This is a genomic window from Amycolatopsis kentuckyensis (assembly GCF_002155975.1).
GTDB classification, from domain to species: Bacteria; Actinomycetota; Actinomycetes; order Mycobacteriales; family Pseudonocardiaceae; genus Amycolatopsis; species Amycolatopsis kentuckyensis.
In genome coordinates this window covers 1-23,598 of sequence record NZ_MUMI01000201.1, presented here as the reverse complement: position 1 = coordinate 23,598, position 23,598 = coordinate 1, and the positions used below count along the sequence as shown (strand labels likewise).

Below are 23,598 nucleotides of genomic sequence, written 5' to 3'. Positions count from 1 at the left end.
GCCGGTCGTCCCGGTGGCCGCGGACGCCGTGGCCGACCGGCTGGCGGCCGACGCGGCGACGCCGGTGCGGCTCGACCGCGAAGCGCCGTGGCGCGTGCGGCTCTACGAGCTGGTGCCCGACGAGCACGTCCTCGGGTTCACGCTGCACCACGCCGTGTTCGACGGCTGGTCGCAGGAGCTGCTGTGCGCCGACCTCGCCGCGGCCTACCGCGGCGAGGCCCTGTCGCCCCTGCCGGTGTCCTATGCGGACTACGCGGTCTGGCGGGCCGGCCGCGACCGCCGCCGCGAGGCCGTCGACCTGGCCTGGTGGACCGAGCACCTGGCCGGTGCGCCGTCCACTGTGGACCTGCCGCGGGATCGGCCGCGCCCGGCCGTGCAGACCTACCGCGGCGCGAGCCACCACCAGGCGTTCCCCGCCGGTGTCGCCGAGGCCGTCGGGGACCTGGCCCGGGGCGCCGGGACCACCCGCGCCGGGGTGGTGCTGGCGGCGTTCGGGGAACTGCTGCGCCGGCTCACCGGCGGCGGCGACCACCTGGTCGCCACCGTCGTCGCGGACCGGCAGCTGGCCGAAACCCAGGACGTCGCCGGGTTCTTCGTGGACATCGTCCCGGTCCGCCTGCGCGCCGGGGACGCGGACTTCGCCACGCTCGTGCGGACGAGCGGTGCGGAGCTCCTGGCCGCCACCGCGCACCCGGCAGCACCGATCGACCGGCTCGTGGACGCACTCGGCGTGCCGCGTGAGCCGTCGCGGGCGCCGCTCGTGCAGGTGATGGTCAACGTCCTGAACTTCACCGAACCCCGGCTGGCGCTTCCCGGGATTTCCGGGACGTGGCTGCCGGTCGAAAAGCCCGGCTCGCCGTTCGACCTGACCGTCTACGTCCTCGGGCACGGGATCGAGCTGCTCTACAACCCGGACCTGTTCGACGCGAGCCGGATGGCCGCGCTGGCCGAGGACTTCACGGCGCTGCTCGCCGCGCTCGTCGCCGAGCCGGAGCGGCCGGCCGGGACCTGTGCCCCGGAGTTCCCGCGGCCCGCCGTCCGGGCCGCCGCGCCGGGCGCCGCCGGCCGGGCCCCGGCCCGGGCGGCCCCGGGCCCCGTCACCGATCCGGCCGCGCTGGCCGCCACCGAAGCCGTCATCGCGGCGGTCTGGCGGGAGGTGCTCGGCCGCGAGGCCGTGGGTGTCACCGACAACTTCTTCGACCTCGGCGGGCACTCGCTGGCCCTGGCCCGCGTCCACGCCGAGGTCACCGAACGGCTCGGCCGCCGCATCCCGATGGTGGACCTGTTCACCCACCCCACCGTCCGCGCCCTCGCCACCCACCTGCACGCGGGGGCCGCACCCAGCCCGGAGCTCGCCCGCGCCGCCGAGCGGGTCGCCGCCCGCCGGGGGCGCACCCCGTCCAGAAGACCCCGCCGCAGTGCCGGCACGACCGGCCAGGAACAGGAGCGACCGCAGTGACCCACGACCTCGAACCCGACCCCGGCGCCGAGCCCATCGCCATCGTCGGGATGGCCGCCCGCGTTCCCGGCGCCGGTGATCTCCGGCAGTTCTGGCGCAACCTCGTCGACGGTGTCGAGTCCATCAAGCCCGCCACCCGCGAGGAACTGCTCGCCCGCGGCGCGGATCCGGCCACGCTGGACGATCCCAGCTGGGTGAACGCCACCACGGTGGTCGAGGGCTTCGACGAGTTCGACGCCGACCTGTTCGGCATGACCAGCCGCGAAGCCGAGATCACCGATCCGCAGCACCGCGTGTTCCTCGAAGCCTGCCACTCGGCACTGACCGACGGCGGCTACGACCCGGCCCGCTACCGCGGGGCGATCGGGGTCTACGGCGGCACCGGCCGGACCGGCTACCTGGTCGAGAACCTGCTGCGCAACGAGCGCGTGCTGGCCTCGCAGCACGGCGGCATCGGGATGTCGACCGGCAACCAGCCGAGCTACCTGACCACGTCGGTGTCCTACAAGCTCGACCTGCGCGGCCCGAGCCTCGCGATCCACACGGCGTGCTCGACCTCGCTGGTCGCGGTGCACCTGGCCTGCGAGGCCCTGCGCAACGGCGAATGCGACATGGCGCTGGCCGGCGGCGTGAACCTGGAGATGCCGCACGGCATCGGGTACATGGGCGTCGAAGGCTTCACCTCGCCGGACGGGCACGTCCGCGCGTTCGACGCCGGCGCCAACGGCACGGTGTGGAGCAGCGGCGTCGGCGTCGTCCTGGTCAAGCGGCTCGCGCAGGCCCTGGAGGACGGCGACCACATCCGGGCGGTCGTGCTCGGCAACGCGATCAACAACGACGGCGCGACGAAGGTCGGCTTCTCCGCGCCGAGCGTCGCGGGCCAGACCGAGGCCATCGCGCAGGCGGTCGGCATGGCCGGGGTCAGCCCGCGCACCATCGGCTACGTCGAGGCGCACGGCACCGGGACCGCGCTGGGCGACCCGATCGAGATCACCTCGCTGTCCACTGTGTACGGACACGGCGTCGCGGACAGCGGCTGGTGCGCCATCGGGTCGGTGAAGTCGAACATCGGCCACCTGTCCCAGGCGGCCGGGGTGGTGGCGCTGATCAAGACCGTGCTCGCCATGGAGCACGGGCTGATCCCGCCGACCATCAACTACGAAGAGCCCAACCCGGGCATCGACTTCCCGCGCAGCCCGTTCTACCCGGCGCGGACGGTGACCAAGTGGGAGGCGGCCGACACCCCGCGCCGGGCCGGGGTCAGCTCGTTCGGTGTCGGCGGCACCAACGCCCACCTGGTGCTGGAGGAGGCCCCGGCGCCGCGGCGGCACCGGCGCCCGCACCCGGCGCACCTGCTGCGGGTGTCGGCGAAGACGCCGGAAACCCTGGCCACCGCGGTCGAGCGCCTCGCCGACCGGCTGGCCGGGGACGTCGACCTCGACCTCGCCGACGTCGCCCACACCCTCGCGGCCGGGCGCACCGAGTACTCGCACCGCGCGGTCGTCGTCGCCCGCGACGCCGAAGACGCGGTCGACGGCCTGCGCGACCCGCGGCGCCTGCTGACCGCGCAGGCGGCCGAGCTCAAGGTGGCGTTCCTGTTCTCCGGCCAGGGTGCCCAGTACGCGGGCATGGGGGCCGAGCTGTACCGCAGCGAGCCCGTGTTCGCCGCGGCCGTGGACGAGTGCTGCGAGCTGGCCGGCGTCGAAGGCCTGAAGGAGCTGATCTTCGACCGCGGCGGGGACGCGCGGCTGCGGGAGACCCGCTACACCCAGCCCGCCCTGTTCGTCGTCGAATATGCGCTGGCCATGCTCTGGCGCAGCTGGGGCGTGCGGCCCGGGGCGATGATCGGCCACTCCGTCGGCGAGTACGTCGCCGCGACCGTCGCCGGGGTGTTCACCCTGGCCGACGCGGTGGCGCTGGTCGTGCGGCGCGGCGAGCTGATGCAGTCCGTGCCCGCGGGCGCGATGCTCGCCGTCCAGCTCGGCGAAGAGGCCGTGACGAACCGGCTGCCCGACGGCTTGGCGATCGCGGGCGTCAACGGCCCGGGCACCTGCGTCGTCGCCGGGCCGTCCGGCGCGGTCGCGGACTTCGCCGCGCTGCTGCGCTCGAGTGACGTGCAGTGCCGCGAGCTGGTGACCTCGCACGCCTTCCACTCGCCGATGATGGACCCGATCCTGGCGGAGTTCACCGAGGCCGTCGCCGCGGTGCCGCGGTCGGCGCCGTCGCTGCCGTTCCTGTCGAACCTGACCGGCGGCTGGATCACCGGCGCCCAGGCCACCGACCCGGCGTACTGGGCCGCGCACCTGCGCCAGGCCGTCCGGTTCGGCGACTGCGTGCGCACCCTGTTCGCCGGCGGCGACCGCTGGGCGCTCGTCGAATGCGGCCCGGGACACCAGCTGGCCGGGCTCGCTCGCGGCCAGGTGCCGAAGGGCCTGCCCGCGCCCCAGCCGAGCCTGCCCGGTCGCACCGACCGCGAGGGCGACGTCGAAACGCTCTACGCCGCGGCCGGTCTCTTGTGGACACACGGAGTATCCGTCGAGCCAACGGCTTCCGGGTACCGCGTGCCCCTCCCGGGCTACCCCTACGCCCGCAAGCGGTACTGGGTCGACCCCGATCCGGTGGGGACGGTCGCCGAACCGGCGCGGCCGAGCGGGCCGCTGCCCCTCGACGAGTGGTTCGCCGTGCCCTCCTGGCGCCAGGCCGGACCGGAACTGCGGCGCGAACCCTTCGCGGCCTGCCTCGCGTTCGTCGACGACGACGTCTTGCCGGGCCTGCTGCGCGGCGCCGGGGTCACGGTCACCGAGGTCCGCCCGGGCGAGCGGTTCGAAGCCGCCGACGGCGGCTTCACCGTGCGGCCCGGGGCCCGGGAGGACTACGACGCCCTCGTCGCCGCCCTCGGCACGCGCCCGGAGCGGGTGGTCCACGCGTGGGCGCTCGGCGGGACCGAGACCGGGATGGCCGCCCAGGACCGCGGGTTCTTCAGCGTCCTCAACCTGGTCCAGGCCTGGGGCGAGCCGGTGCGCATCGACGTGCTGAGCACCGGCACCGCCGACGTCACCGGCACCGACCTGACCCGGCCCGAGCACGCGACCCTCGCGGGCATCGCGCGGGTCGTCCCCCTCGAAGTCCCGGGCACGGTCGTGCGCCGGATCGACGTCGAGCGCCTGTCCGGCGAGGTCGTCACCGAGCTGTTCGGACCGGCGGACACGCCCGAGGTCGCGCTGCGCCGTGGCCGTCGCTGGGTCCTGGAGCACACCCAGCTCACCGTGCCCGAAGCGACGCCGCCGGTGCTGCGCGAAGGCGGCCGGTACCTCGTCACCGGCGGCACCGGCGGCATCGGCATCACCCTCGCCGAGGACTTCGCCCTGCGCGTGCGGGCCAAGCTCGTCCTCCTGACCCGGTCCGGCCTGCCGCCCCGCGCGGAATGGGATGCGCACGCCGGTACCGACCGGGTGGGCCGCGCGATCCGCGCGATCCGGCGGATGGAGGCGGCCGGTGCGGTGGTGCACGTGGTCGCCGCCGACGTCACCGACCCGGTGCGGCTGCGGGAGGTCCGCGAGCTGGCCGAGCGCGAGTTCGGCGGGCTCGACGGCATCGTGCACGCGGCCGGCCTCCCCGGCGGCGGGGTCGCCGAGGTCAAAGAGCGGGCGGCCGCGGAAGCGGTCCTCGCGCCGAAGATCGGGGGCACCCTGGCGCTCGCCGAGGCGTTCGGCGACCTGCCGATGGACTTCGTCGCGCTGTGCTCCTCGGTGACCGCGGTCTCCGGCGACTTCGGGCAGGTCGACTACTGCGCGGCCAACAACTTCCTCGACGCCTACGCCCGCGGCGACCACGGCTGGCAGGCCCGCGTCGTCTCGCACGACTGGGGCGGCTGGGACGAGGTCGGCATGGCCGCCGAAGTGGCCGCCCCGGCGACGATCCGGTCCACCCGCACCAAGGCGGACGGCCCGGTCGAGCACCCCGTGCTCACCACCCGCACCGGCGAAAGCTGCCACGGCCTCGTGTCGGCGGCCGGGCACTGGCTGCTGGCCGAGCACCGGATCGCCGGCGTGCCGGTCGTCCCGGGCACCGGGCACCTGGAAACCGTGCGGGCCGCGGTCGAGGCGACGCTGCCGCGCCCCGCCGACGGCCACGTCGTCGAACTGCAGGACGTGGCGTTCCTGGAGCCGTTCTCGGTGCCGGAAGGCACCGTCGCGGAGTACCGGGTCGCCTTCGACGGCGACGGCTTCACGGTGACCAGCCGCGCGGCCGGCGTGACGAAGGTGCACGTGCGCGGCTCCGCGGGCTGGGTCCCGGCGCCGGTGACGTCCACTGTGGATCTCGACGCGGTGCGCGGCCGGACTCGCGTGCTCGACGACGGCAACGCCTTCGGCACCGGCCGGACCAGCATGGTCACCTTCGGCCCGCGCTGGGCCGCGCTGCGCACCCACCACGTCGGCGAGCACGAGGAACTGGCGTCGGTCGTCGCGCCGGTCTTCGACACCGGATGGGGGCTGCACCCGGCCCTGCTCGACGTCGCGACCGCGTTCGGCCGCGGCCGGGGGAGCGGCACCTACCTGCCGATGAGCTACGGGCGGGTGGCCGTGCACGCCCCGCTGCCGGCGAGCTTCCACAGCCACCTGCGCTACCGGGACACCGGTGGCGACCAGGTGATCTCCGCCGACCTGACGCTGTGCGACGACACCGGCCGCGTGCTGGTCGAGATCGAGGACTTCGTGCTGCGGCAGGTCGACGAGAACGCGGTCAGCAGTGGGCTGACCGCCGCGCCCAAGTCCACTGTGGACTCGGCCGGGATCCGGCCGGTCGACGGCGCCGAGGCGTTCCTGCGGGCCCTGACGCCCGGCCTCGGCGGGCAGGTGGTGATCAGCACCCGCCCGGTGGCCGACCTGTTCGCCCGCCGGGTCACCGCCGAGCGGCTGGAAGAGGCCGAAGAGGTCGCCGAGACGGTGGCGCCGCAGGCGCAGGACGACTACCTCGCCCCGCGCACGGACCTCGAGGCGGAGATCGCCCGGCAGTGGGCCGAAGTGCTCGGCGTCGAGCGCGTCGGCGTGCACGACGACTTCTTCGCCCTCGGCGGCAACTCCCTGGTCGCCATCCAGCTGATCGCCCAGGTCCGCAAGACCACCGGCGCCCGGCTGGCCATGAAGACGCTGTTCGAATCCTCCACGGTGGCCGCACTGGCCGAGCGGATCGAGGAACTGCGGAGCGGTGCCCCGGCGCCCGCCGCGGACCCCGCCCCCGCCGCGACCACCATCCCCAAGCTCGAGCGCTGAAGCAGGAGACATGACCGACACGAAGGAATGGACGTTCCCGGCCTCGTTCGGGCAGGAGCGGATCTGGCTGTCCAACCAGCTCGACCCGGCGTCCCCGGTGTACAACCTCCCCTGCCAGGTGCGGCAGGACCTGCCCCTGACCGAAGGCCAGTGGCGGGCCGCGCTCGGCGTGGTCGTCGGCCGCCACGAAGCCCTGCGGACGTCGTTCCGGATGGACGGCGGCGACCTCGTCCAGGTGGTGCACGCCGACGTCCCGATCGAGCCCGAAGTACACGACCTGCGCGCGTTCCCCGACCGTGAGACGCGGGCGGCCGAGCTGGCTCAGGCGATCGCCCGCCGCCCGATCCCCCTGGACGCGGCGCCGCCGTGGCGGGCGCAGCTGTGCCGGCTCGGCGACGCGGACTGGCTGCTCACCTTCGTCGTGCACCACACGGTGTTCGACGCCGGCTCCGTGCCGGTGCTGACGAACGAGCTGAACGAAGCCTGCGACGCGGTCGCCCAGGGCCGGCTGCCGAAGCTGCCGGAACTGGCCATCCAGTACCCCGACTACTCGGCCTGGCAGCGCGGCGAGCTGCCGGCCGTCCGCGCGCAGCTGGACTACTGGCGCGAGCGGCTGGCCGGGCTCCCGCCGGTGCACAGCCTGCCCACCGACCGGCCGCGGCCCGCGGACTTCGGGTTCGACGGCGACCAGGTCGACTTCACTCTGCCCGACGGCCTCTTCGACCGCGTCGGCGAGGTGGGCCGCGAGCTGTCGGCCTCGCCGTTCATGGTGCTGCTCGCGGGGTACACCGCGCTGCTGTCCCGGCTGTCCGGCTCGGCCGACATCGTGGTGGGCGTGCCGGTGGCGGGCCGCGACCTGCCCGAGCTGGCGCCGCTGATCGGGATGTTCGTCAACCAGCTCGCCATCCGGGTCGACTGCGGCGGCGACCCGTCGTTCGCCGGCCTGGTCGGCCGCGTCCGCACCGCGGTGCTGGACGCCATCGAGCACGGCCGGGTGCCGTTCCAGCTGGTCGCCGAGGAGATCCGCCCCGAGCGCGACGCGAGCGTGCAGGCGCTCTACCAGCTCGGCTTCAACTTCATCCCCGACTCGGGCCTCGAACCGGTCCGCTACGCGACCGCCAAGGACGACGTCGCGATCGACCTCACCGCGACCGGCGGCCGGCTGCTGTACCGCACCGACCTGTTCGAGCGGGCGACGGCGGAGTCCATGGTGGACCGCTTCCTGCGGCTCCTGGTGACCGCGGCCGAGGACCCGGCGGTGGCGATCGGCGACCTGCCGCTGCTGTCGGAAGCCGAGCGACGGCAGGTGGAAGCGTGGAGTGGTTCGTCCACGGCGGACGCTCCACTGGTCGTCGAGCGCTTCGAAGCGCAGGTGGGGGCGACCCCCGGCGCGCTCGCCGTCGACCTCGGCGGGATCCGGCTGACCTACGCCGAGCTGAACGCGCGGGCCAACCGCGTCGCCCACCGCCTCGGCGCGGGTGGCGTGGTCGGGATCTGTGCGCCGAACTCGGCCGACCTGGTGGTGGGCATCCTCGGCGCGCTCAAGAGCGGCGCGGCCTACGTCCCCCTGGATCCGGCCGACCCGGACCGCCGGCAGGCCCTGATCCTGGCCGACGCCGGGGCGCGGGTCGTGCTCACCGCCGGGGACGTGCCGCCCGGCGGGGACACCCTCGCGCTCGACGACCCGGCGGTCTGGGCGGAGTCGTCCGAGGAGAACCCCGCGCACCCGGGCGCGGACGACATCGCCTACGTCATCTACACCTCCGGCTCGACCGGGCGGCCGAAGGGTGTGCAGGTCGGACACCGTGCGCTCGCCACCTACCTGGGCTGGGCGCGCGAGACCTACCCGAGCTTGGCGGGGCGTGCCCTGCTGCACACGTCGGCGTCGTTCGACCTGACGGTGACCACGCTGCTCGGCCCGCTCACCGCCGGTGGGTCCATTGTGGACTCCGGGCGGCCCGACTTCGTCAAGGCCACCCCGACCCACCTCGCCGTGCTGCCGGAGGAGTCGTACCCGGCCGGTGACCTGGTGCTCGGCGGTGAGGCGCTGAGGGGCGAGCTCGTGCGGCCGTTCTCCGGGATCGCCGTCACCAACGAGTACGGGCCGACCGAAGCGACGGTCGGCTGCATCGTCCACCGGCTGGACGGCCCGGTCGACGGGCCGGTGCCGATCGGCCGCCCCACGCCCGGCACGCGGGTGTACGTGCTCGACGAGCGGCTGCGGCCGGTGCCGCCGGGCGTCGCCGGTCAGCTGTTCCTCGCCGGGGCGCAGCTCGCCCACGGCTACCTCGGGCTGCCCGAACTCACCGCCGAACGGTTCCCCGACGGCCCCTTCGGCCGGATGTACGCCACCGGCGACCTGGCGCGCTGGCGTCGCGACGGCACCCTCGACTACCTCGGCCGGACCGACGACCAGGTCAAGCTGCGCGGGTTCCGGATCGAGCCGGGTGAGGTGGAAACCGCGCTGAAGGGGCTGCCGGACATCCGGGACGCGGCGGTGGCGGTCCGCGAAGGAACGCTGGTCGGCTACGTCGTCGGCAGCGCGGACGGCGCGGCCGAGGCCCTGCGGGCCACCCTGCCGGAGCACCTGGTGCCCACGGTGTTCGTCACCCTCGAAGCGCTGCCGGTCGCGGCGAGCGGCAAGCTCGACCGGGCCGCCCTGCCCGATCCGGAGCTCGGCGGCGCCGCGGAGTACGTGGCCCCGGCCACCGCGGCCGAAGAGCTGGTCGCCGAGGTCCTCGGCGAGCTGCTGGGCGTGGAGAAGCTCGGCGTGCACGACGACTTCTTCGCCCACGGCGGCAACTCGCTCCTGGCGATCCGCGCGATGGTCCGGATCCGCAAGCAGGTCGGCGTCGACCTGCCGGTCCGCGGGCTGTTCTCGTTCACCACGGTGGCCGAGCTCGCCGCCGAGGTCGAGCGCCGCCTGGAAGCGGACCTCGACCAGCTCAGCGACGAAGAGGTCCAGGCCCAGCTGGCCGAAGGCGGGCCGGCGTGACGACGATCGACGAAACCGGCCGGGCGGCCGCCCGCCGCGCGTTGCTGGAACAGCGGCTCCGGCGGCGGGCCGAGCCGGCCGCCACCATCACGGCGCGGCCGGACGGCGACCCCGTCCCGCTGTCCTACCAGCAGGAACGTGTCTGGTTCATGGAGCAGTTCGCTCCGGGCACGACGTCGTACCACATCCCGGTGCCGATCCGGCTCACCGGCCGCCTCGACACCGCCGTGCTGCAGGCGGCGCTCGACGCCCTCCCGGCGCGGCACGAGGCGCTCCGGATGCGGTTCCCGGCCGGGGACGACGGGCAGCCGTCCGTCCACGTCGAACCGGTCGTCACCGTGCCCTTGTCCATTGTGGACGCAGGCGGTGAGGAGGCGGCCCGGGTGGCGGTCGACGCCGCCGCGGCCGAGCCGTTCGACCTGGCCACCGGGCCGCTGCTGCGTGCCACCCTGGCCCGGATCTCCGACGACGAGCACCTCCTCGCGGTGTGCACGCACCACATCGTCGGCGACGGCTGGTCGGTCGACCTGCTCCTGCGCGACCTCGCGGCGCACTACCACGGCACCGCGGCCGCGCTGCCCGCGTTGTCCATCGGGTACGGCGACTTCGCGCACTGGCAGCGCCGGACGCTGACCGGGGCCGAGCTGGACCGGCAGCTCGACCACTGGCGGGCCGCGCTCGACGGCGTCGAGCCCCTGGAGTTGCCGACCGATCACCCGCGGCCGGCGACCCAGACGTTCGACGGCGCGATCCACGAGTTCTTCGTCGAGCGGGACCTCGCCCGCGCTCTCGGCGAGCTGAGCCGCGAACACGGCGTCACGCTGTTCATGACGCTGCTGGCCGCCTACCAGGTCCTGCTGGCCCGGTACTCCGGGCAGGACGACTTCGCCGTCGGGTCGTCGTCGGCCGGGCGCGGGCTGCCCGAGCTCGAAGGCGTCGTCGGCATGTTCATCAACATGCTCCCGCTGCGCGCCCAGCTCGACGGCGACCCGGCCTTCGCCGAGCTGCTGGCCCGGACCCGCCGGCACGTACTCGACGCGTTCGAGCACGCCGACGTCCCGTTCGAGCGACTGGTCAACGCCCTCGGCGTGCCGCGGGACGTCAGCCGCTCGCCGGTGTTCCAGGCGATGTTCGTGCTGCAGAACTACGAGATGGGCCGGATGGGCGCGGCCGGGAAGTCCGAAGTGGACTTCCGCTGGCTGCCGATGGACCTGCCCGCGACCCGGTTCGACTTCGAGTTCCACGCGATCGAGGTCGAATCCGGGCTGATCGGCAAGCTCGTGCACAACACGGCGCTGTTCGGCGCGGAGACGGTCGCCGGGATGGCCGGCCGCCTGGTGACGCTGCTGCGGTCGATCGTCGCCGACCCCACGCGGCCGGTGTCCGAACTGGACATCCTGGGTGACCAGCGCGAGCTGGTCCTCGACCGGTGGAACGACACCGCGGGCGAGATCCCGCCGGGCACGCTGCACTCGCTGGTCGAAGCGCAGGTCGCCCGGACGCCGGACGCACCCGCCTTGACCTTCCGCGGGGAGTCGCTGTCCTACCGGGAGCTGGACCAACGCGCCAACCGGCTCGCCCACCGCCTGCGCGAACTCGGCGTCGCGCCGGGGACGCTGGTCGGTGTCTTCGCGCAGCGGTCGTTCGAACTGGTCGTCGCGCTGCTCGGCGTGCTCAAGGCCGGGGGCGCGTACGTGCCGCTCGACCCCGAGTACCCGGCGGACCGGCTCGCGTTCATGCTCGAAGACGCGGCCGCGCCGGTCGTGCTGACCCAGGCCGCCCTGCGCGAGACCCTCCCACCGGGGGACGCCACCGTGGTCGTCCTCGACGACCTGACCGGACCGGCGACCCCCGTGGAACCCCTGGCGAGCGCGGACGATCCCGCGTACGTCATCTACACCTCCGGGTCCACCGGACGGCCGAAGGGCGTGCCGAACGGGCACCGCGGCATCGTCAACCGCCTGGACTGGATGCAGCGTGCCTACGGCCTCGACGGCTCGGACGCGGTGCTGCAGAAGACCCCGGCGAGCTTCGACGTCTCGGTGTGGGAGTTCTTCTGGCCGCTGATCACCGGCGCCCGGCTCGTGCTGGCCGAGCCCGGTGGTCACAAAGACGCGGCGTACCTGCGGGAACTCCTCGTCGGCGAAGGCATCACGACGGCTCACTTCGTGCCGTCGATGCTGACGCTGTTCCTCGCCGAGCCCGGGGTCGAGTCCGTGCCGGCGCTGCGACGGGTCATCTGCAGCGGCGAGGAGCTGCCCCTGGACACCGCCCGCGAGTTCATCCGGCGGCTGCCGCACTGCGAACTGCACAACCTCTACGGCCCGACCGAGGCCGCGATCGACGTCACCGCCTGGCACTGCACGCCCGAGGCCCTGGCCGAAGTGCCGTCCGTGCCGATCGGGGCACCGATCCGGAACCTGCGGATCTACATCCTGGACCGGCGCGGCCACCCGTGCCCGGTCGGCGTGCCCGGCGAGCTGCACATCGCCGGCGTCGGGCTGGCGCTGGGCTACCACAACCGGCCGGAGCTGACGGCCGAGCGGTTCGTCACCGACCCCTTCCACAGCGGCCGGATGTACCGCACCGGCGACCTCGCGCACTGGCGTCCCGACGGCACCATCGCGTTCCTCGGCCGCCTCGACCACCAGGTCAAACTGCGGGGCCTGCGCATCGAACTCGGCGAGATCGAAGCCCGCCTGCGGGAGCAACCCGGGGTGGCCGACGCGGTCGTGCTCGTCCGGGAGGACACGCCGGGGGACAAGCGCCTGGTCGGGTACGTCGTCGGCGACGCCGACGCGAGCGTCCTGCGGACCGCGCTGAAGGAGACGCTGCCGGACTACATGGTCCCGCCGTCGTTCGTCACCCTCGGCGCACTGCCGCTGACGCCGAACGGGAAACTCGACCGCAAGGCGCTGCCCGCCCCGGTCGCCGCGCGTGACGCGACCACGGCCCTGGTCGAACCGTCGACACCCCTGGAAGTGCTGCTCGCCGAGATCTGGCGGGACGTGCTCAAGGTCGAAGAGCTCGGTGTCGACGACGACTTCTTCGACCTCGGCGGGCACTCGATGCTCGCCACCCAAGTCGTCGCGCGGATCGCGAAGGCCGGGCACCAGGCCGGCGTGATGGACCTGTTCCAGCACCGCACGATCCGCGAACTGGCGGTGTTCCTGGACGGCGACCGCGACGACTCCGGGCACCTGCTGTACGAGCTGACCAAGCCGGTCGCGAAGCCGACGCTCACCTACGTCTGCTTCCCCTACGGTGGCGGCAGCGCGATCGTCTACCAGCCCCTCGCCGACGCGCTGCCCGGCGGGTATTCGCTGTTCTCGGTGGCGATCCCCGGCCACGACGTCGGGCTCTCCGAGGAGGCCGTGCCGTTCGACGAACTGGTCGAGCGGCTGGCGGACGAGGTCCTCGAACGCATCGACGGCCCGCTGGGTATCTACGGCCACTGCGGCGTCGGCAACGCCCTCGCGGTCGGTGTCGCCCGGCGGCTCGAAGAACGCGGCCGCGAACTGGAAGTCGTCCACATCGGCGCGATCTTCCCGTTCGCCCGGATCAAGGGCGCGGTCGGGACGCTGCGCACGCGGCTGGAGAAGCTGCGCAGCAACCGGTACTACGCGAACTGGCTCAAGGGCATGGGCGTCGACACCGACGACCTCGACCCGGCCCAGGCCGACCGGATCATCAGCAACATGCGGGCCGACAGCCGCGCCGCCGAGGAGTACTTCAGCGGCCTGCTCGACGCCCGCGTCGCCAAGCTGCGCGCGCCGATCGTCTCGGTCGTCGGCTCGGAGGACCCGGTCACCGACTACTACGCCGAGCGCTACCGCGAATGGGAGTTCCTCACCGACCGCACCGCGCTGGTCGTCCTGGACCAGGCGGGGCACTTCTTCCTCCGCTACCGCGCGGAGGAACTCGCGGAGATCCTCACCCGGGTGTACCCGGCGCTCGACGAGCCCGGTGACCTGCACGTCTCGGCCCGCGGCGAGGACGCGGGCTGGGCGGTGCACGACACCCACCGGGCCGAAGTGGACGAGAAGCCCGCGGTGCAGCCGAGCATGGCCCGGTTCGTGACGGTCACCGTCGGCCAGCTGGTCTCCTCGACCGGCTCCGCGCTGACGTCGTTCGCGGTACCGATCTGGCTCTACACGAAGACCGGTTCGGTCACCGACCTCGGCCTGCTCTGGGCGCTGGCCCTGCTGTGCGGGGTGCTGGTGCTGCCGGTGGCGGGCGCGCTGGTCGACCGCGGCGACCGGCGCCGGATCATGATCGCGGCCAGCGCGATCGCCGGCGTCATCCAGCTCGCGCTGGCACTGCTGCTGACCGCCGGGAACCTGCAGCTGTGGTTCCTCTACGTGCTGATCCCGCTCGGCTCGGTCGCCGGGTCGATCCAGCGGATCGCCTACCAGTCGTCGGTGGCGCAGCTCGTGCCGAAGCAGTACCTCGGCCACGCGATGGGCCTCGCGCAGCTGTCCAACGGCTTCGCGCAGCTGCTGATGCCGGTGATCGCGGCCGGGCTGCTCGCGGCCATCGAGCTGTCCGGGATCCTGGTCCTCGACATGGCGAGCTACGTCTTCGCCGTCGTCAGCCTGCTGTTCGTCCGGTTCCCCGACCTGCTGGGCTGGCGCCCGCGCGAACCGCTGCTGACGGCGATCGCGGGCGGGCTGAAGTACTCGTGGAACCACCGCGGCTTCCGCACCATGCTGCTGTACTTCGCGCTGGCCAACGTCTTCCTGGCGCCCGCGCTGGTGCTCGTCTCGCCGCTGGTGCTGTCGTTCGGCACGGTCACCGACGTCGCCCAGGTCGCGCTGGCCGAGGCGATCGGCGCCGTCGCCGGCGGGATCGGCATGGCACTGTGGGGCGGCCCGCGCAAGCGGCGCATGGTCGGCGTCCTGGCCGGCAACGTCGGCATCGCGCTCGGCAGCCTGGTGATGGGCCTGCGCCCGTCGCTGGTCGCCGTCGCGGCCGGGGTCTTCCTGCTGGCCGCCGCGATGGCCGTGTCCCAGGGCATCTACGCGACGCTGGTGCAGGTCAAGGTGCCGCAGCGCTACCACGGCCGGGTGTTCGCGATCAACCAGACGATCACCTGGTCCACGCTGCCGATCGGGTTCGCGGTGCTGGCACCGCTGGCCGTGGGCTGGTTCTCGCCGCTGCTCGCCCCCGGCGGGGCGCTGTCCGGGTCGGTCGGCGCGGTGCTCGGCACCGGCGAAGGCCGCGGCGTCGGGCTCGCCTACGTCGTCTACGCGCTGATCCTGCTGCTGATCAACGCCGGCGGGTTCAGCGTCCGGTTGCTGCGCCGGTTCGACACCGAAGTCCCCGATTCGCTGCCGGACGACCTCGTCGGCGCGCAGGAACGGGAGCGCAAGCTCGCCGGGAAGGAGGCTGCGTGAGCACCGTGGTCCTGGTCAGGGAAGCCCGCGGGCACTGGGTCGGCGAGGTCGCCGCCGCGGTGCACGCGGCCGGACACCGCGCGGTGCTCCTGGCCCCGCCGGTCGACGAAGCCGAGCGCGCGTCACTCGCCGCGCTGGTCGACGAGGTGGTGGCGGTCGACGACGTCTACGACGCCGAAGCCGTCGCCGAGGTCATCCGGTCCCGGTTCGGGGTGCCCGCCGCCGTCCTGACCGGTTCGGACGGGGCGATCGCGAGCACCGCCCGGGTCGCCGAGCTGCTCGGCGTCGCGCGCTGCCCGGCGTCGGTGTTCGAGTTGTGTGCGAACAAGTTCGCGGTCCGGGAGGTGCTGGGCGGGACCGCGTTCGCGATGATCTCTTCGGCGGCGGAAGCCGCGGACGTGGCGGCGCGGGTCGGGCTGCCGGCGATCGTCAAGCCGGTCAACGGGGCCGGGAGCAACCTGGTGCGCACGGTGTTCACTGTGGCGGAACTCGCGGCGGCGTACGAACTGCTGGCCGCGCGGCTGCCGGAGTCCGCGGACCCCCGTTACCACCGCCCGCTGGGGACACTCGACCCGGCCGCGACCTTCCTCGTCGAAGGGTTCCTCGACGGGCCGGAGTACGCGGTGGACGTGCTGATCCGCGACGGCGTCGCCGAACCGGTCGAGGTCCTCGACAAGCCGTTGATCGACGAGCGGAAGTTCGAGCTGGCGCTGTCCTGCCCGCCGGCCGGGCTCACCGGGGAGCGCACCGCGCTGATCACCGCCGCGGCCTCGTCGGCGGTCCTCGCCCTGGGGCTGGACAACACGGTCGCGCACGTCGAGGTGATCGACGACAAGCGGCGCGGCCCGACGATCGTCGAGGTCAACGCGGGCCGCCCGGCCGGCTCGATCATGCCGCTGCTGGCCAAGCTGCGCACCGGCATCGACGTGTTCGCCGAGCTGACCGCCCTGGCGCTGGGCGCGCCGCCGCCCGCGCGGGAACCGGCGAAACTGCCGATTCCCCTCGCCATGCTGATCCTCTACGCGTCCGGGTCCGGCACCCTGCGGAGCATCGGCGGTCTCGACGAGGTCGCCGCGCTGCCCGAAGTCGTCGACGTCGTGACGACGGTTTCGCCCGGCCAGGTGCTCACCGACGAGCAGGAGACGTACGCGGTCAACCTCGTCGTCGCCGGGTTCGCCGACCACGACGACCTCGCGGCGTTGCACGCCGAAGCGAGCAAGCTGATCCGGCTGGAGGTCGCGTGAAGACCGCGTTCATCGTGCGGGAGACGCACGGCCACTGGATCCGTGACTTCGCGGCTGCCGTCCGGGCGTCCGGGTGGCGGGCCGAACTCGTCACCGAGCCCCTGGCCGACGCCGAGCGGGCCGCGCTGGGGCCGGTCGTGGACGGGTTCGTCGTCGTCGAGGACGTCCGGGACGTCACCGCCGTCGCGAACGCGCTCCGGGACCGGGAACCCGCCGCGGTGCTGACCGCGGCGGAGGGGATCATCGCGACCACCGCCCGGATCGCCGAGGCGCTGGGTGTCGCGCGGTGCCCGGCTTCGGTGTTCACCCTGGCGCACAACAAGTTCGCCGTTCGGGAGAAGCTCGCCGAAGCGGGGCTGCCGGGGCCGCGGGCCGCCTTGTTCGCCGACCCGGCCGAAGCCGCGGCGATCGCGGAGCGAGTCGGTCTCCCGGCGATCGTCAAGCCCGTCAACGGCGCGGCCAGCACCCTGGTCCGCACCGTGTCCACTGTGGAGGAACTGTCGGCCGCGTACCACTTGCTGGCCAAGCGGCTGCCGGAGAACGCGGACGCGCGCTACCACCGCCCGTTGCCCGGCGGCATCGACCCGCTGCGGGTGTTCCTCGTCGAGGGCCTGCTCGACGGGCCGGAGTACGCGGTCGACGTGCTGGTCCGCGCCGGGGCCGCGGAGACCGTCACCGTGGTCGGCAAACCGCTGATCGACGAGCGGAAGTTCGAGCTCGGCATGGTCTGCCCGCCCTTCGGGCTGCCGGGCGAGCGGGCTGCGGCGATCCGGTCGGCCGCGGCCGGCGCGGTGCTCGCCCTCGGGCTCGACCAGACCTGCGCCCACGTCGAGGTGATCGATGACGCGACGCTCGGGCCGGTGGTCGTCGAGGTCAACGCCGGCCGGCCCGCCGGGGGAGCGCAGCCCGCGCTGCTGAAGCTCGCCACCGGCATCGACGTCACCGCCGAAGCCGTGTCGCTCGCCCTCGGCACCCCGCCGCCCGCGCGGGGCACCGGGCTGCCGGTGCCGGTCGGGTACCTGATCGTCTACGCCGAAGGTACCGGGCGGCTGGTGCGCGTCGAAGGCACCGGCGAAGTCGCGGACCTGCCCGAGGTCCTCGACGTCGTCACCATCGTGTCCCCCGGCCAGGTGCTCACCGACGACCAGGAGATCTACGCCGTCAACGTCCTCGTCGCCGGTTTCGCCGATCTCGACGACCTGGCCGCGCTGCACGCCGATGCCACCAAGCTTGTCCGATTCGAACTGGAGGAAGCATGACCGCCGATCTGGCAGCGCCGCTGGGGCAGCTGCAGGGCAACGAGCACACGAAGATCGCCGTCTTCCCGGCCGCGGACTTCGCGGCCGTGGAAGCCCGGCTGCCGCAGCTGCAGGCACACCTGCGCGACCACGGCGCGATCCTGCTGCGCGGGCTGCCCGCCGACCTCGACCTGTTCAACACGGTCACCGAGACGATCGGCGGCGCCCTGCTCACCTACACCGAGCGGTCGACGCCGCGCTCGGCGGTGGCGGGCAACATCTACACCTCGACCGAGTACCCACCCGCCGAGTCGATCCCGATGCACAACGAGAACTCCTACTCGGCGAGCTGGCCGGCGCGGCTGTTCTTCCTGTGCGACACCGCCGCGGAAACCGGCGGGGCGACGCCGATCGCGGACAGCCGGGCGATGTACCGCCTGCTGTCCGAGGACCTGCGGGAACGGTTCGCGGGCGGCGTCACCTACACCCGCGCGTTCCGCGAAGGGCTCGGGCTGACCTGGCAGGAGGCGTTCCAGACCGAGGACCGCGCGGTCGTCGAGGAGTACTGCGCGAGCCACGGCCAGACGCACCAGTGGACGGAGGAAGGGCTGCGCACCCGGCACGTCCGGCCGTCCTTCGTGGTTGAACCGCACACCGGCGACACCGTGTGGTTCAACCAGGCCAACCTCTTCCACGTCTCCAGCCTCGGCGAAGAGGTCAGCGAAGCACTGCTGGAGCTGTACCCGGAGGAGGATCTGCCGCGCAACGCCTACTTCGCCGACGGCAGCCCGATCCCGGTCGCGGACCTGGAGCAGATCCGGGAGGTCTACGCCGAGGTCAGCTACGCGTTCCCGTGGCAGGCCGGCGACGTCATGGTGATCAACAACATGCTGATGGCCCACGGCCGCGAGCCGTTCACCGGGAAGCGGCGCATCCTGGTGGCGATGACGGGATGACCGCACCGGTGGTGGTGCTGCTCGCCCACCCACGGCCCGGCAGCTTCAACCACGCGCTCGCCGCGCGAGTGGTCGGCACCCTGGAGCGGGCCGGGGTGCCCGTGCGGTTCCACGACCTGTACGCCGAAGGCTTCGACCCGGTCCTGACCGCGGAGGAGGCCTACACCAGCGGGTCCCGGGCGGAGGAGTTCCTCGCCGCCGAACCGGACCCGCTGGTGCGGCGGCACCGGGACGAACTGGGGACCGCGGGCGGGCTCGTCGCGATCCACCCGAACTGGTGGGGCAAGCCGCCGGCGATCCTCGGCGGCTGGCTCGACCGGATCCTCGTCCCCGGCGTCGCCTACCGCCTCGACGACGCCGGCGGCGCACCCGAGTCACTGCTGTCCCTGCGGCGGCTGCTGGTGGTCAACACCTCGGACACCCCGGAGGAGCGGGAGCGGACGCTGTTCGGCGACCCCCTCGACGCGATCTGGCGACGCTGCCTCGCGCCCTACCTCGGCGAACCGGAAGTGCGGCGGCTGGTGCTGCGGGTGGTGGCCGACGCCGGCGAGGCGCAGCGGGCCGCGTGGCTCGACGACGTCGCCTCGGAGGTGCTCCGGCTCTTCGGTTAGCTCGTCTTCAGGGCGTCGAAGACCAGCTTCGCCGCCTGGGCGATGAGCCGGTCGTCGTGCTCGGCGTGCTCGGCCTGGCGGCTGGACATGACCGCGAGGACGATCGGGGCCCGCCCCGGCGGCCAGACGACCGCGATGTCGTTGCGCGTGGCGTATTCGCCGGTGCCGGTCTTGTCGGCGACGGCCCAGCCGGCCGGCGTGCCCGCCCGGATCACGTTCGCGCCGGTCTTGTTGGCGCGCATCATGTCCGTGTACATCGTCCGCTTCTCCGGCGGCAGCGCGTCGCCGAGGGCGAAGGTGCGCAGGGTGCCGGCCATCGCGCGCGGGGTGCTCGTGTCGCGGATGTCGCCCGGCGCGAGGTCGTTGAGCGCGGGTTCGGTCCGGTCGACGTGGGTGGTCGTGTCACCGATCGCACGCAGCGCGGCGGCGAGCCCCGGCGGCCCGCCGAGCTGCTGGAACAGCAGGTTCGCGGCGGTGTTGTCGCTGTAGCGCAACGCCGCGTCGATCGCGTCGCGCAGCGAAATGCCGGTGTCGACGTGCTTTTCGGTGACGGGGGAGTTCTCCTGCAGGTCGGCGCGGCGGTAGGTCAGCACCTTCGCGAGGTCTTCGATGCTGGTGCGCTGGAGGACGGCGGCGGCGGAGAACGCCTTGTGGGCCGAGGCGTAGCCGAAGCGCTCGTCGGCGCGGTGGACGACTTCGCGGCCGGAGCCGGTGTCGAGGGCGTACACGCCGAGGCGGGCGTCGAAGCTGCGTTCGAGCGGAGCGAAGTCGGGCTGCGGGGCCGCTGCCGGTGTCGCTGCGGCCGACGTCGGCGCCGCCGGCTTCGGCGCCTCCGCGGTGCAGGCGGTCAGCGGGACGAGGAGCAGCGCGGCGAGCGCGGCCTGCCTGGCTCGGGGGAACGGCACGAAGACTTCCTTCCGGGGTGCTTGATCGTCTTCCGCAGTTTCACGGCGTTCGTTCATGCTGTCCAAGACGGAACTGAGCCGTTCGATGCCGATCTGGCATAAGGTGTGGTCGTGGACCTGGTCGGCGGCTGCAGGGCGTTCGTGAGCGTGAGCGAAACGGGGAGTTTCACGGCGGGCGCGGCGCTCGCGCGGATCCCGCAGCCGGTCGCGAGCCGGCGCATCGCCGCGCTCGAACGCCATTTCGGGGAGCGGCTGTTCGACCGCTCGACCCGCCGGGCCCGGCTCACGCCGTTCGGCCGCGACGTGCTGCCCTCGGCCCGCCGGCTCGTGCAGCTGGCCGAGGCGATGGAACACGACGCGCAGCGCGCCCGGCTGCGGCCGGTGCGGGTGGCCGTGCCGGCGACGTGCGGGGTGCGGGAGCTCGCCGGGCTCGCTGCCGAAGCCCGGGCGCTGGGGATCCACCTGGAGTTCCGCGAGGCCGGGCCGGGGGAGCGGGCTGCCCTCGCCCGGACGAGTGAAGTGCGGGCCGCGCTCACCGCCGTCCCGGTCGAGGAAGCCGTGTGGTCGGTGCCGCTGGGGCTGGCCGGCGTGGCGCCCGTGCCGAGCCGGGTCGTGCACCTGGAGACGCTGCGGACGGGCCGGGCGCCCGGCCCGCGGCGGCGCGTCTGGATCCAGCCGGAGGACGACGTCCCGCACGTCCGCGACCGGGTGCTGCGGGCGCGGGACGCGGTGGGGCTGTCCCCGGCCCAGGTGGCGGTGGCCGATTCGCTGACGTCGGCGGCCGCGGAGGTGTTCGCATCGGAGGACCTGCTGCTGTGCTCGCCGGCGCAGGCCGAGGACCTGGGCCTGAGCTGGCGCCCGATCGGCGAGCCGGACCTCGCGCGCGGCTTCGACGTCGCGGCGACCCTGGCCGAGGACGCGGACCGGCTCCGGACGACGTTGCGCGCGGCCGTCGGCCGGTGCCTCGGAGCGGACCGGTGACCGCGGCACTGGTCCGCGACCTGCGCGCGGCCCTGGACGACGGCGGCCTGCGCGGCTCGTTCCTGGTCCGCGACCTGCGCTCGGGCGCCGAAATCGCCATCGACCCGGACCGCGAGTACCCGATCGCGTCCCTGGTCAAGGTCCCGCTGGCGGCGGCGACCCTGGACCGCATCCGCCGCGGAGAGCTCGACGCGGCCACCCAGCTGGAGGTCCCACCCGGCGGCGTCACCACCCCGGGCCCGATCGGCCTGACCCGCTTCCGCCACCCGGCGCGCGTCGCCGTCGGCGACCTGGTGTACTTGAGCACGTCCCTGAGCGACGGGTCGGCCGCGGACGTCCTGTTCGGACTGACCCCGCCCCCGCGGATCACCCGGATGCTGGGGGAGTGGGGCCTGCCCGGGATCGCGGTCCGCCACCTCATGCGCGACCTGGTGGAGACGCCGGCCGAGCGGTTCGACGCGGGCGAGGCGGATCTGGCCCACGCGCTGGCGATCGGCGCCTCGACGGCGGGCCGCGGCCACCGCCTCCCGCAGCTCGACGTCACCCGCGCGAACGCGGCATCGGCCCGCGCGCTCCTCGCGTTGTTGGAGGCGCTGTGGACCCCGTCGAACATCGACCCCTCGGTGGCGGCCGGCGTCCGTGAGCTGATGGCGAACAACATGATCCGCCACCGCTTGACCCCCGACTTCGCGTCCGACGCGGCGCGGTGGTCGTCGAAGACGGGAACGTTGCTGAACCTGCGCCACGAGATGGGCGTGGTCGAGCACGCGGACGGCGGCGTGTTCGCGGTGGTGGCGCTGACGGAGTCGAGGGTGCCGGCGGTCCTCCAGCCGGAGGCGGAGGTGCTGATGGCCCGGGTGGCCCGAACCATGCGCGATGCGTTGCGCGGCGGCTGAGGACCAGGGGGGGCGGAATTGGAGGCGGTGATCTCGGCCCCGGCGATGGAGTGGCCAGGGTTGGCTCGTCCCCGGCAGCCCACGGGTAGTCGCGAGTGGACCGCCCGCCGAACCCGCCGAAGTGGGGCCGGCCCGCGCCCCCGGCGACCCAGCTCCCGGACCCCGGCCCGCGCCTCCGGCGACCCAGCTCCCGGACCCCGGCCCGGGCGTACCCGCCCAGCTCAGACCTCCGCCTTCACCCCGAACTCCACCTCGGCCGTCTCCACCGTCCCGGCCGTTCGCCCTGGCGCTGTCTGGTACTTCCAATACAGGTTCGTGTGCGCGATGACCTGTCCGGGCGGTGGCGCGCCGTACGCCGACAGGTCCTCCGTCGAGTGCGCGTCCGAAACCAGTGTTACGTCATATCCCCGCGCCAGGGCCCCGTGCAGCGTCGACCGGATGCAAGCGTCCGTCTGCGCGCCCGCCACCAGCAGCGAACCGATTCCGCGGCTCGCCAGGACCTCCTCGAGCTCCGTGTCCTCGAACGAGTCGCCATACCTCTTGTGCACCAGCGGTTCCGTGTCCCGGCGCACCAGCTCCGGCACGTACTCCCACGTCCGGCTGCCCCGTGGCAGCTCGTCGCTGGTGTGCTGGACCCACACCACCTCGGTGCCGGCCGCGCGGGCGCGGTCGACCAGCGCGACGATGTTCGCGACGACGGGTTCGCGGTCGTGTGCCGTCTCCATCACGCCGTTCTGGACGTCGACGACCAACAATGCTGTGTGGGGACGGCCGGTCAATGTGGTCATGGCGCCACCCTAACCACCGGCACCGACAATTTCCGGAAGTAGCATGCCCCGCATGGACTACGGGATGCTCTTGCTCGGTGTCGTCACGCTGGTCGCGGTCGTCGGGCTGGCGTCGTCGGCCACGGACCGCAGGCTCGGCCGGGTCGATCGGCGGCTCGCGCGGGTGGAACGGAAGCTCGACGCGATCGCCGAGGCGCTCGGTGTGTCCATCGGCGAGCCGGAACTCGCGAAGGTCACCGAGTTGCTGCGGCAGGGCAAGAAGATCCAGGCGATCAAGGCCTACCGCGACAGCACCGGCGCGGACCTCAAGGAAGCCCGCGACGCCGTGGAGCGGCTCACCTAGGCGCCCCGCCGATGTGCTTGGCGGACACCGCCTCCCACACCGCGTCGAAGTTGTCGTACCGGTCGCTGTCCGGGAGCCCGCCGAGCGAGCCCAGCACCGAGTCGCCGCCTCCCGCCGCCGCCGCGCGGCGCAGGAGCTCGTCGCGGCCGCAGGGGTACTCGGTCTCCGACAGGTGCTGCTCGAGATCGGTCCGGTCCGGAGCGGGCATCGCACACCTCCTGATCGTTTCCCTCCCCGCGTACCCGGGGCGGCCGGGAGGGAAACTCAGCCCACGACGATCGTGTGGTCCGACCGCGGTTCCAGGGACCCGATCACCGGGTGGCCCGGCAGCTCCCCGGCCACCAGCAGGCCACCGGACGTCTGCGCGTCCGCCAGCAGCAGTGCCTCGTCCGCCGAAATCCGGGACAGCTCCGCGTGCGGGCGGACCCAGTCGAGGTTCCGGCGGGTGCCGCCGCTGACGTACCCGTCGCGCAGCGCCTCGCGCGCACCCTCCAGGTACGGCACCGCCGCCGG

The 23,598-nt window shown here is 73.6% G+C and carries 14 protein-coding genes and 1 pseudogene; 11 read left to right on the top strand and 4 right to left on the bottom strand.

The features are described from left to right. The 8 genes from CCN39_RS20100 to CCN39_RS20065 form a co-directional block, all read left to right on the top strand. The coding region (locus CCN39_RS20100; protein ID WP_244210876.1) for a condensation domain-containing protein at window positions 1–1,459 on the top strand (1,459 nt) is incomplete at its 5' end. Further along, on the top strand, window positions 1,456–6,732 hold the full coding sequence (locus CCN39_RS20095) for a type I polyketide synthase (protein ID WP_086844171.1): 5,277 nt from the start codon (window positions 1,456–1,458) through the stop codon (window positions 6,730–6,732). The genes CCN39_RS20100 and CCN39_RS20095, both read left to right, overlap by 4 nt. Before the next feature lie 10 nt (window positions 6,733–6,742). Further along, window positions 6,743–9,727, top strand: a complete 2,985-nt coding sequence (locus CCN39_RS20090) for a non-ribosomal peptide synthetase (RefSeq protein ID WP_086844169.1) — start codon at window positions 6,743–6,745, stop codon at window positions 9,725–9,727. Further along, window positions 9,724–15,123, top strand: a complete 5,400-nt coding sequence (locus CCN39_RS20085) for a non-ribosomal peptide synthetase/MFS transporter (RefSeq protein ID WP_086844167.1) — start codon at window positions 9,724–9,726, stop codon at window positions 15,121–15,123. The genes CCN39_RS20090 and CCN39_RS20085 overlap by 4 nt, the downstream gene beginning before the upstream one ends. Next, on the top strand, window positions 15,120–16,367 hold the full coding sequence (locus CCN39_RS20080; protein WP_086844165.1) for an ATP-grasp domain-containing protein: 1,248 nt from the start codon (window positions 15,120–15,122) through the stop codon (window positions 16,365–16,367). Before CCN39_RS20085 ends, CCN39_RS20080 begins: the two co-directional genes overlap by 4 nt. Next, window positions 16,364–17,626, top strand: a complete 1,263-nt coding sequence (locus CCN39_RS20075) for an ATP-grasp domain-containing protein (RefSeq protein WP_086844164.1) — start codon at window positions 16,364–16,366, stop codon at window positions 17,624–17,626. The genes CCN39_RS20080 and CCN39_RS20075 overlap by 4 nt, the downstream gene beginning before the upstream one ends. Beyond that, a complete protein-coding gene (locus tag CCN39_RS20070) occupies window positions 17,623–18,561 on the top strand; it encodes a TauD/TfdA family dioxygenase (RefSeq protein ID WP_086844163.1) in 939 nt (312 codons plus the stop codon). The genes CCN39_RS20075 and CCN39_RS20070 overlap by 4 nt, the downstream gene beginning before the upstream one ends. Then, window positions 18,558–19,172 carry an NAD(P)H-dependent oxidoreductase gene (locus CCN39_RS20065; protein ID WP_086844161.1) on the top strand — a complete coding sequence of 205 codons (615 nt, stop codon included), beginning with the start codon at window positions 18,558–18,560 and terminating at the stop codon, window positions 19,170–19,172. The genes CCN39_RS20070 and CCN39_RS20065 overlap by 4 nt, the downstream gene beginning before the upstream one ends. Here CCN39_RS20065 and bla read toward each other — a convergent pair. Next, complete coding sequence (gene bla / locus CCN39_RS20060) at window positions 19,169–20,134, bottom strand: class A beta-lactamase (RefSeq protein ID WP_434781117.1); 966 nt, start codon at window positions 20,132–20,134, stop codon at window positions 19,169–19,171. The genes CCN39_RS20065 and bla overlap by 4 nt on opposite strands. A 54-nt stretch (window positions 20,135–20,188) precedes the next feature. Here bla and CCN39_RS20055 point away from each other — a divergent pair, with 54 nt between their 5' ends. Together CCN39_RS20055 and CCN39_RS20050 are read left to right on the top strand one after the other, a co-directional pair. Beyond that, window positions 20,189–21,058: a LysR family transcriptional regulator gene (locus tag CCN39_RS20055; RefSeq protein WP_086844175.1), complete on the top strand. Its 870-nt coding sequence runs from the start codon at window positions 20,189–20,191 to the stop codon at window positions 21,056–21,058. Then, window positions 21,055–21,954 carry a serine hydrolase gene (locus CCN39_RS20050; protein ID WP_086844157.1) on the top strand — a complete coding sequence of 300 codons (900 nt, stop codon included), beginning with the start codon at window positions 21,055–21,057 and terminating at the stop codon, window positions 21,952–21,954. Before CCN39_RS20055 ends, CCN39_RS20050 begins: the two co-directional genes overlap by 4 nt. Before the next feature lie 221 nt (window positions 21,955–22,175). Here CCN39_RS20050 and CCN39_RS20045 read toward each other — a convergent pair whose 3' ends face one another. Beyond that, window positions 22,176–22,742, bottom strand: coding sequence for a cysteine hydrolase family protein (locus CCN39_RS20045; RefSeq protein ID WP_086844155.1), 567 nt, complete (start codon window positions 22,740–22,742; stop codon window positions 22,176–22,178). Window positions 22,743–22,794: 52 nt separating this feature from the next. On the opposite strand from CCN39_RS20045, the gene CCN39_RS20040 reads away from it, so the two are divergent. Then, window positions 22,795–23,085 (top strand): hypothetical protein, encoded by a 291-nt coding sequence (locus tag CCN39_RS20040; protein ID WP_086844153.1) that lies wholly within the window; start codon window positions 22,795–22,797, stop codon window positions 23,083–23,085. On the opposite strand, the gene CCN39_RS20035 is transcribed toward CCN39_RS20040, so the two are convergent. Both CCN39_RS20035 and CCN39_RS20030 read right to left on the bottom strand, forming a co-directional pair. Next, window positions 23,078–23,293 (bottom strand): DUF2795 domain-containing protein, encoded by a 216-nt coding sequence (locus CCN39_RS20035; protein ID WP_086844151.1) that lies wholly within the window; start codon window positions 23,291–23,293, stop codon window positions 23,078–23,080. The two genes, CCN39_RS20040 and CCN39_RS20035, sit on opposite strands and share 8 nt — an antisense overlap. Before the next feature lie 56 nt (window positions 23,294–23,349). Beyond that, a pseudogene (locus tag CCN39_RS20030) lies at window positions 23,350–23,598 on the bottom strand (selenide, water dikinase SelD); the annotation flags it as partial.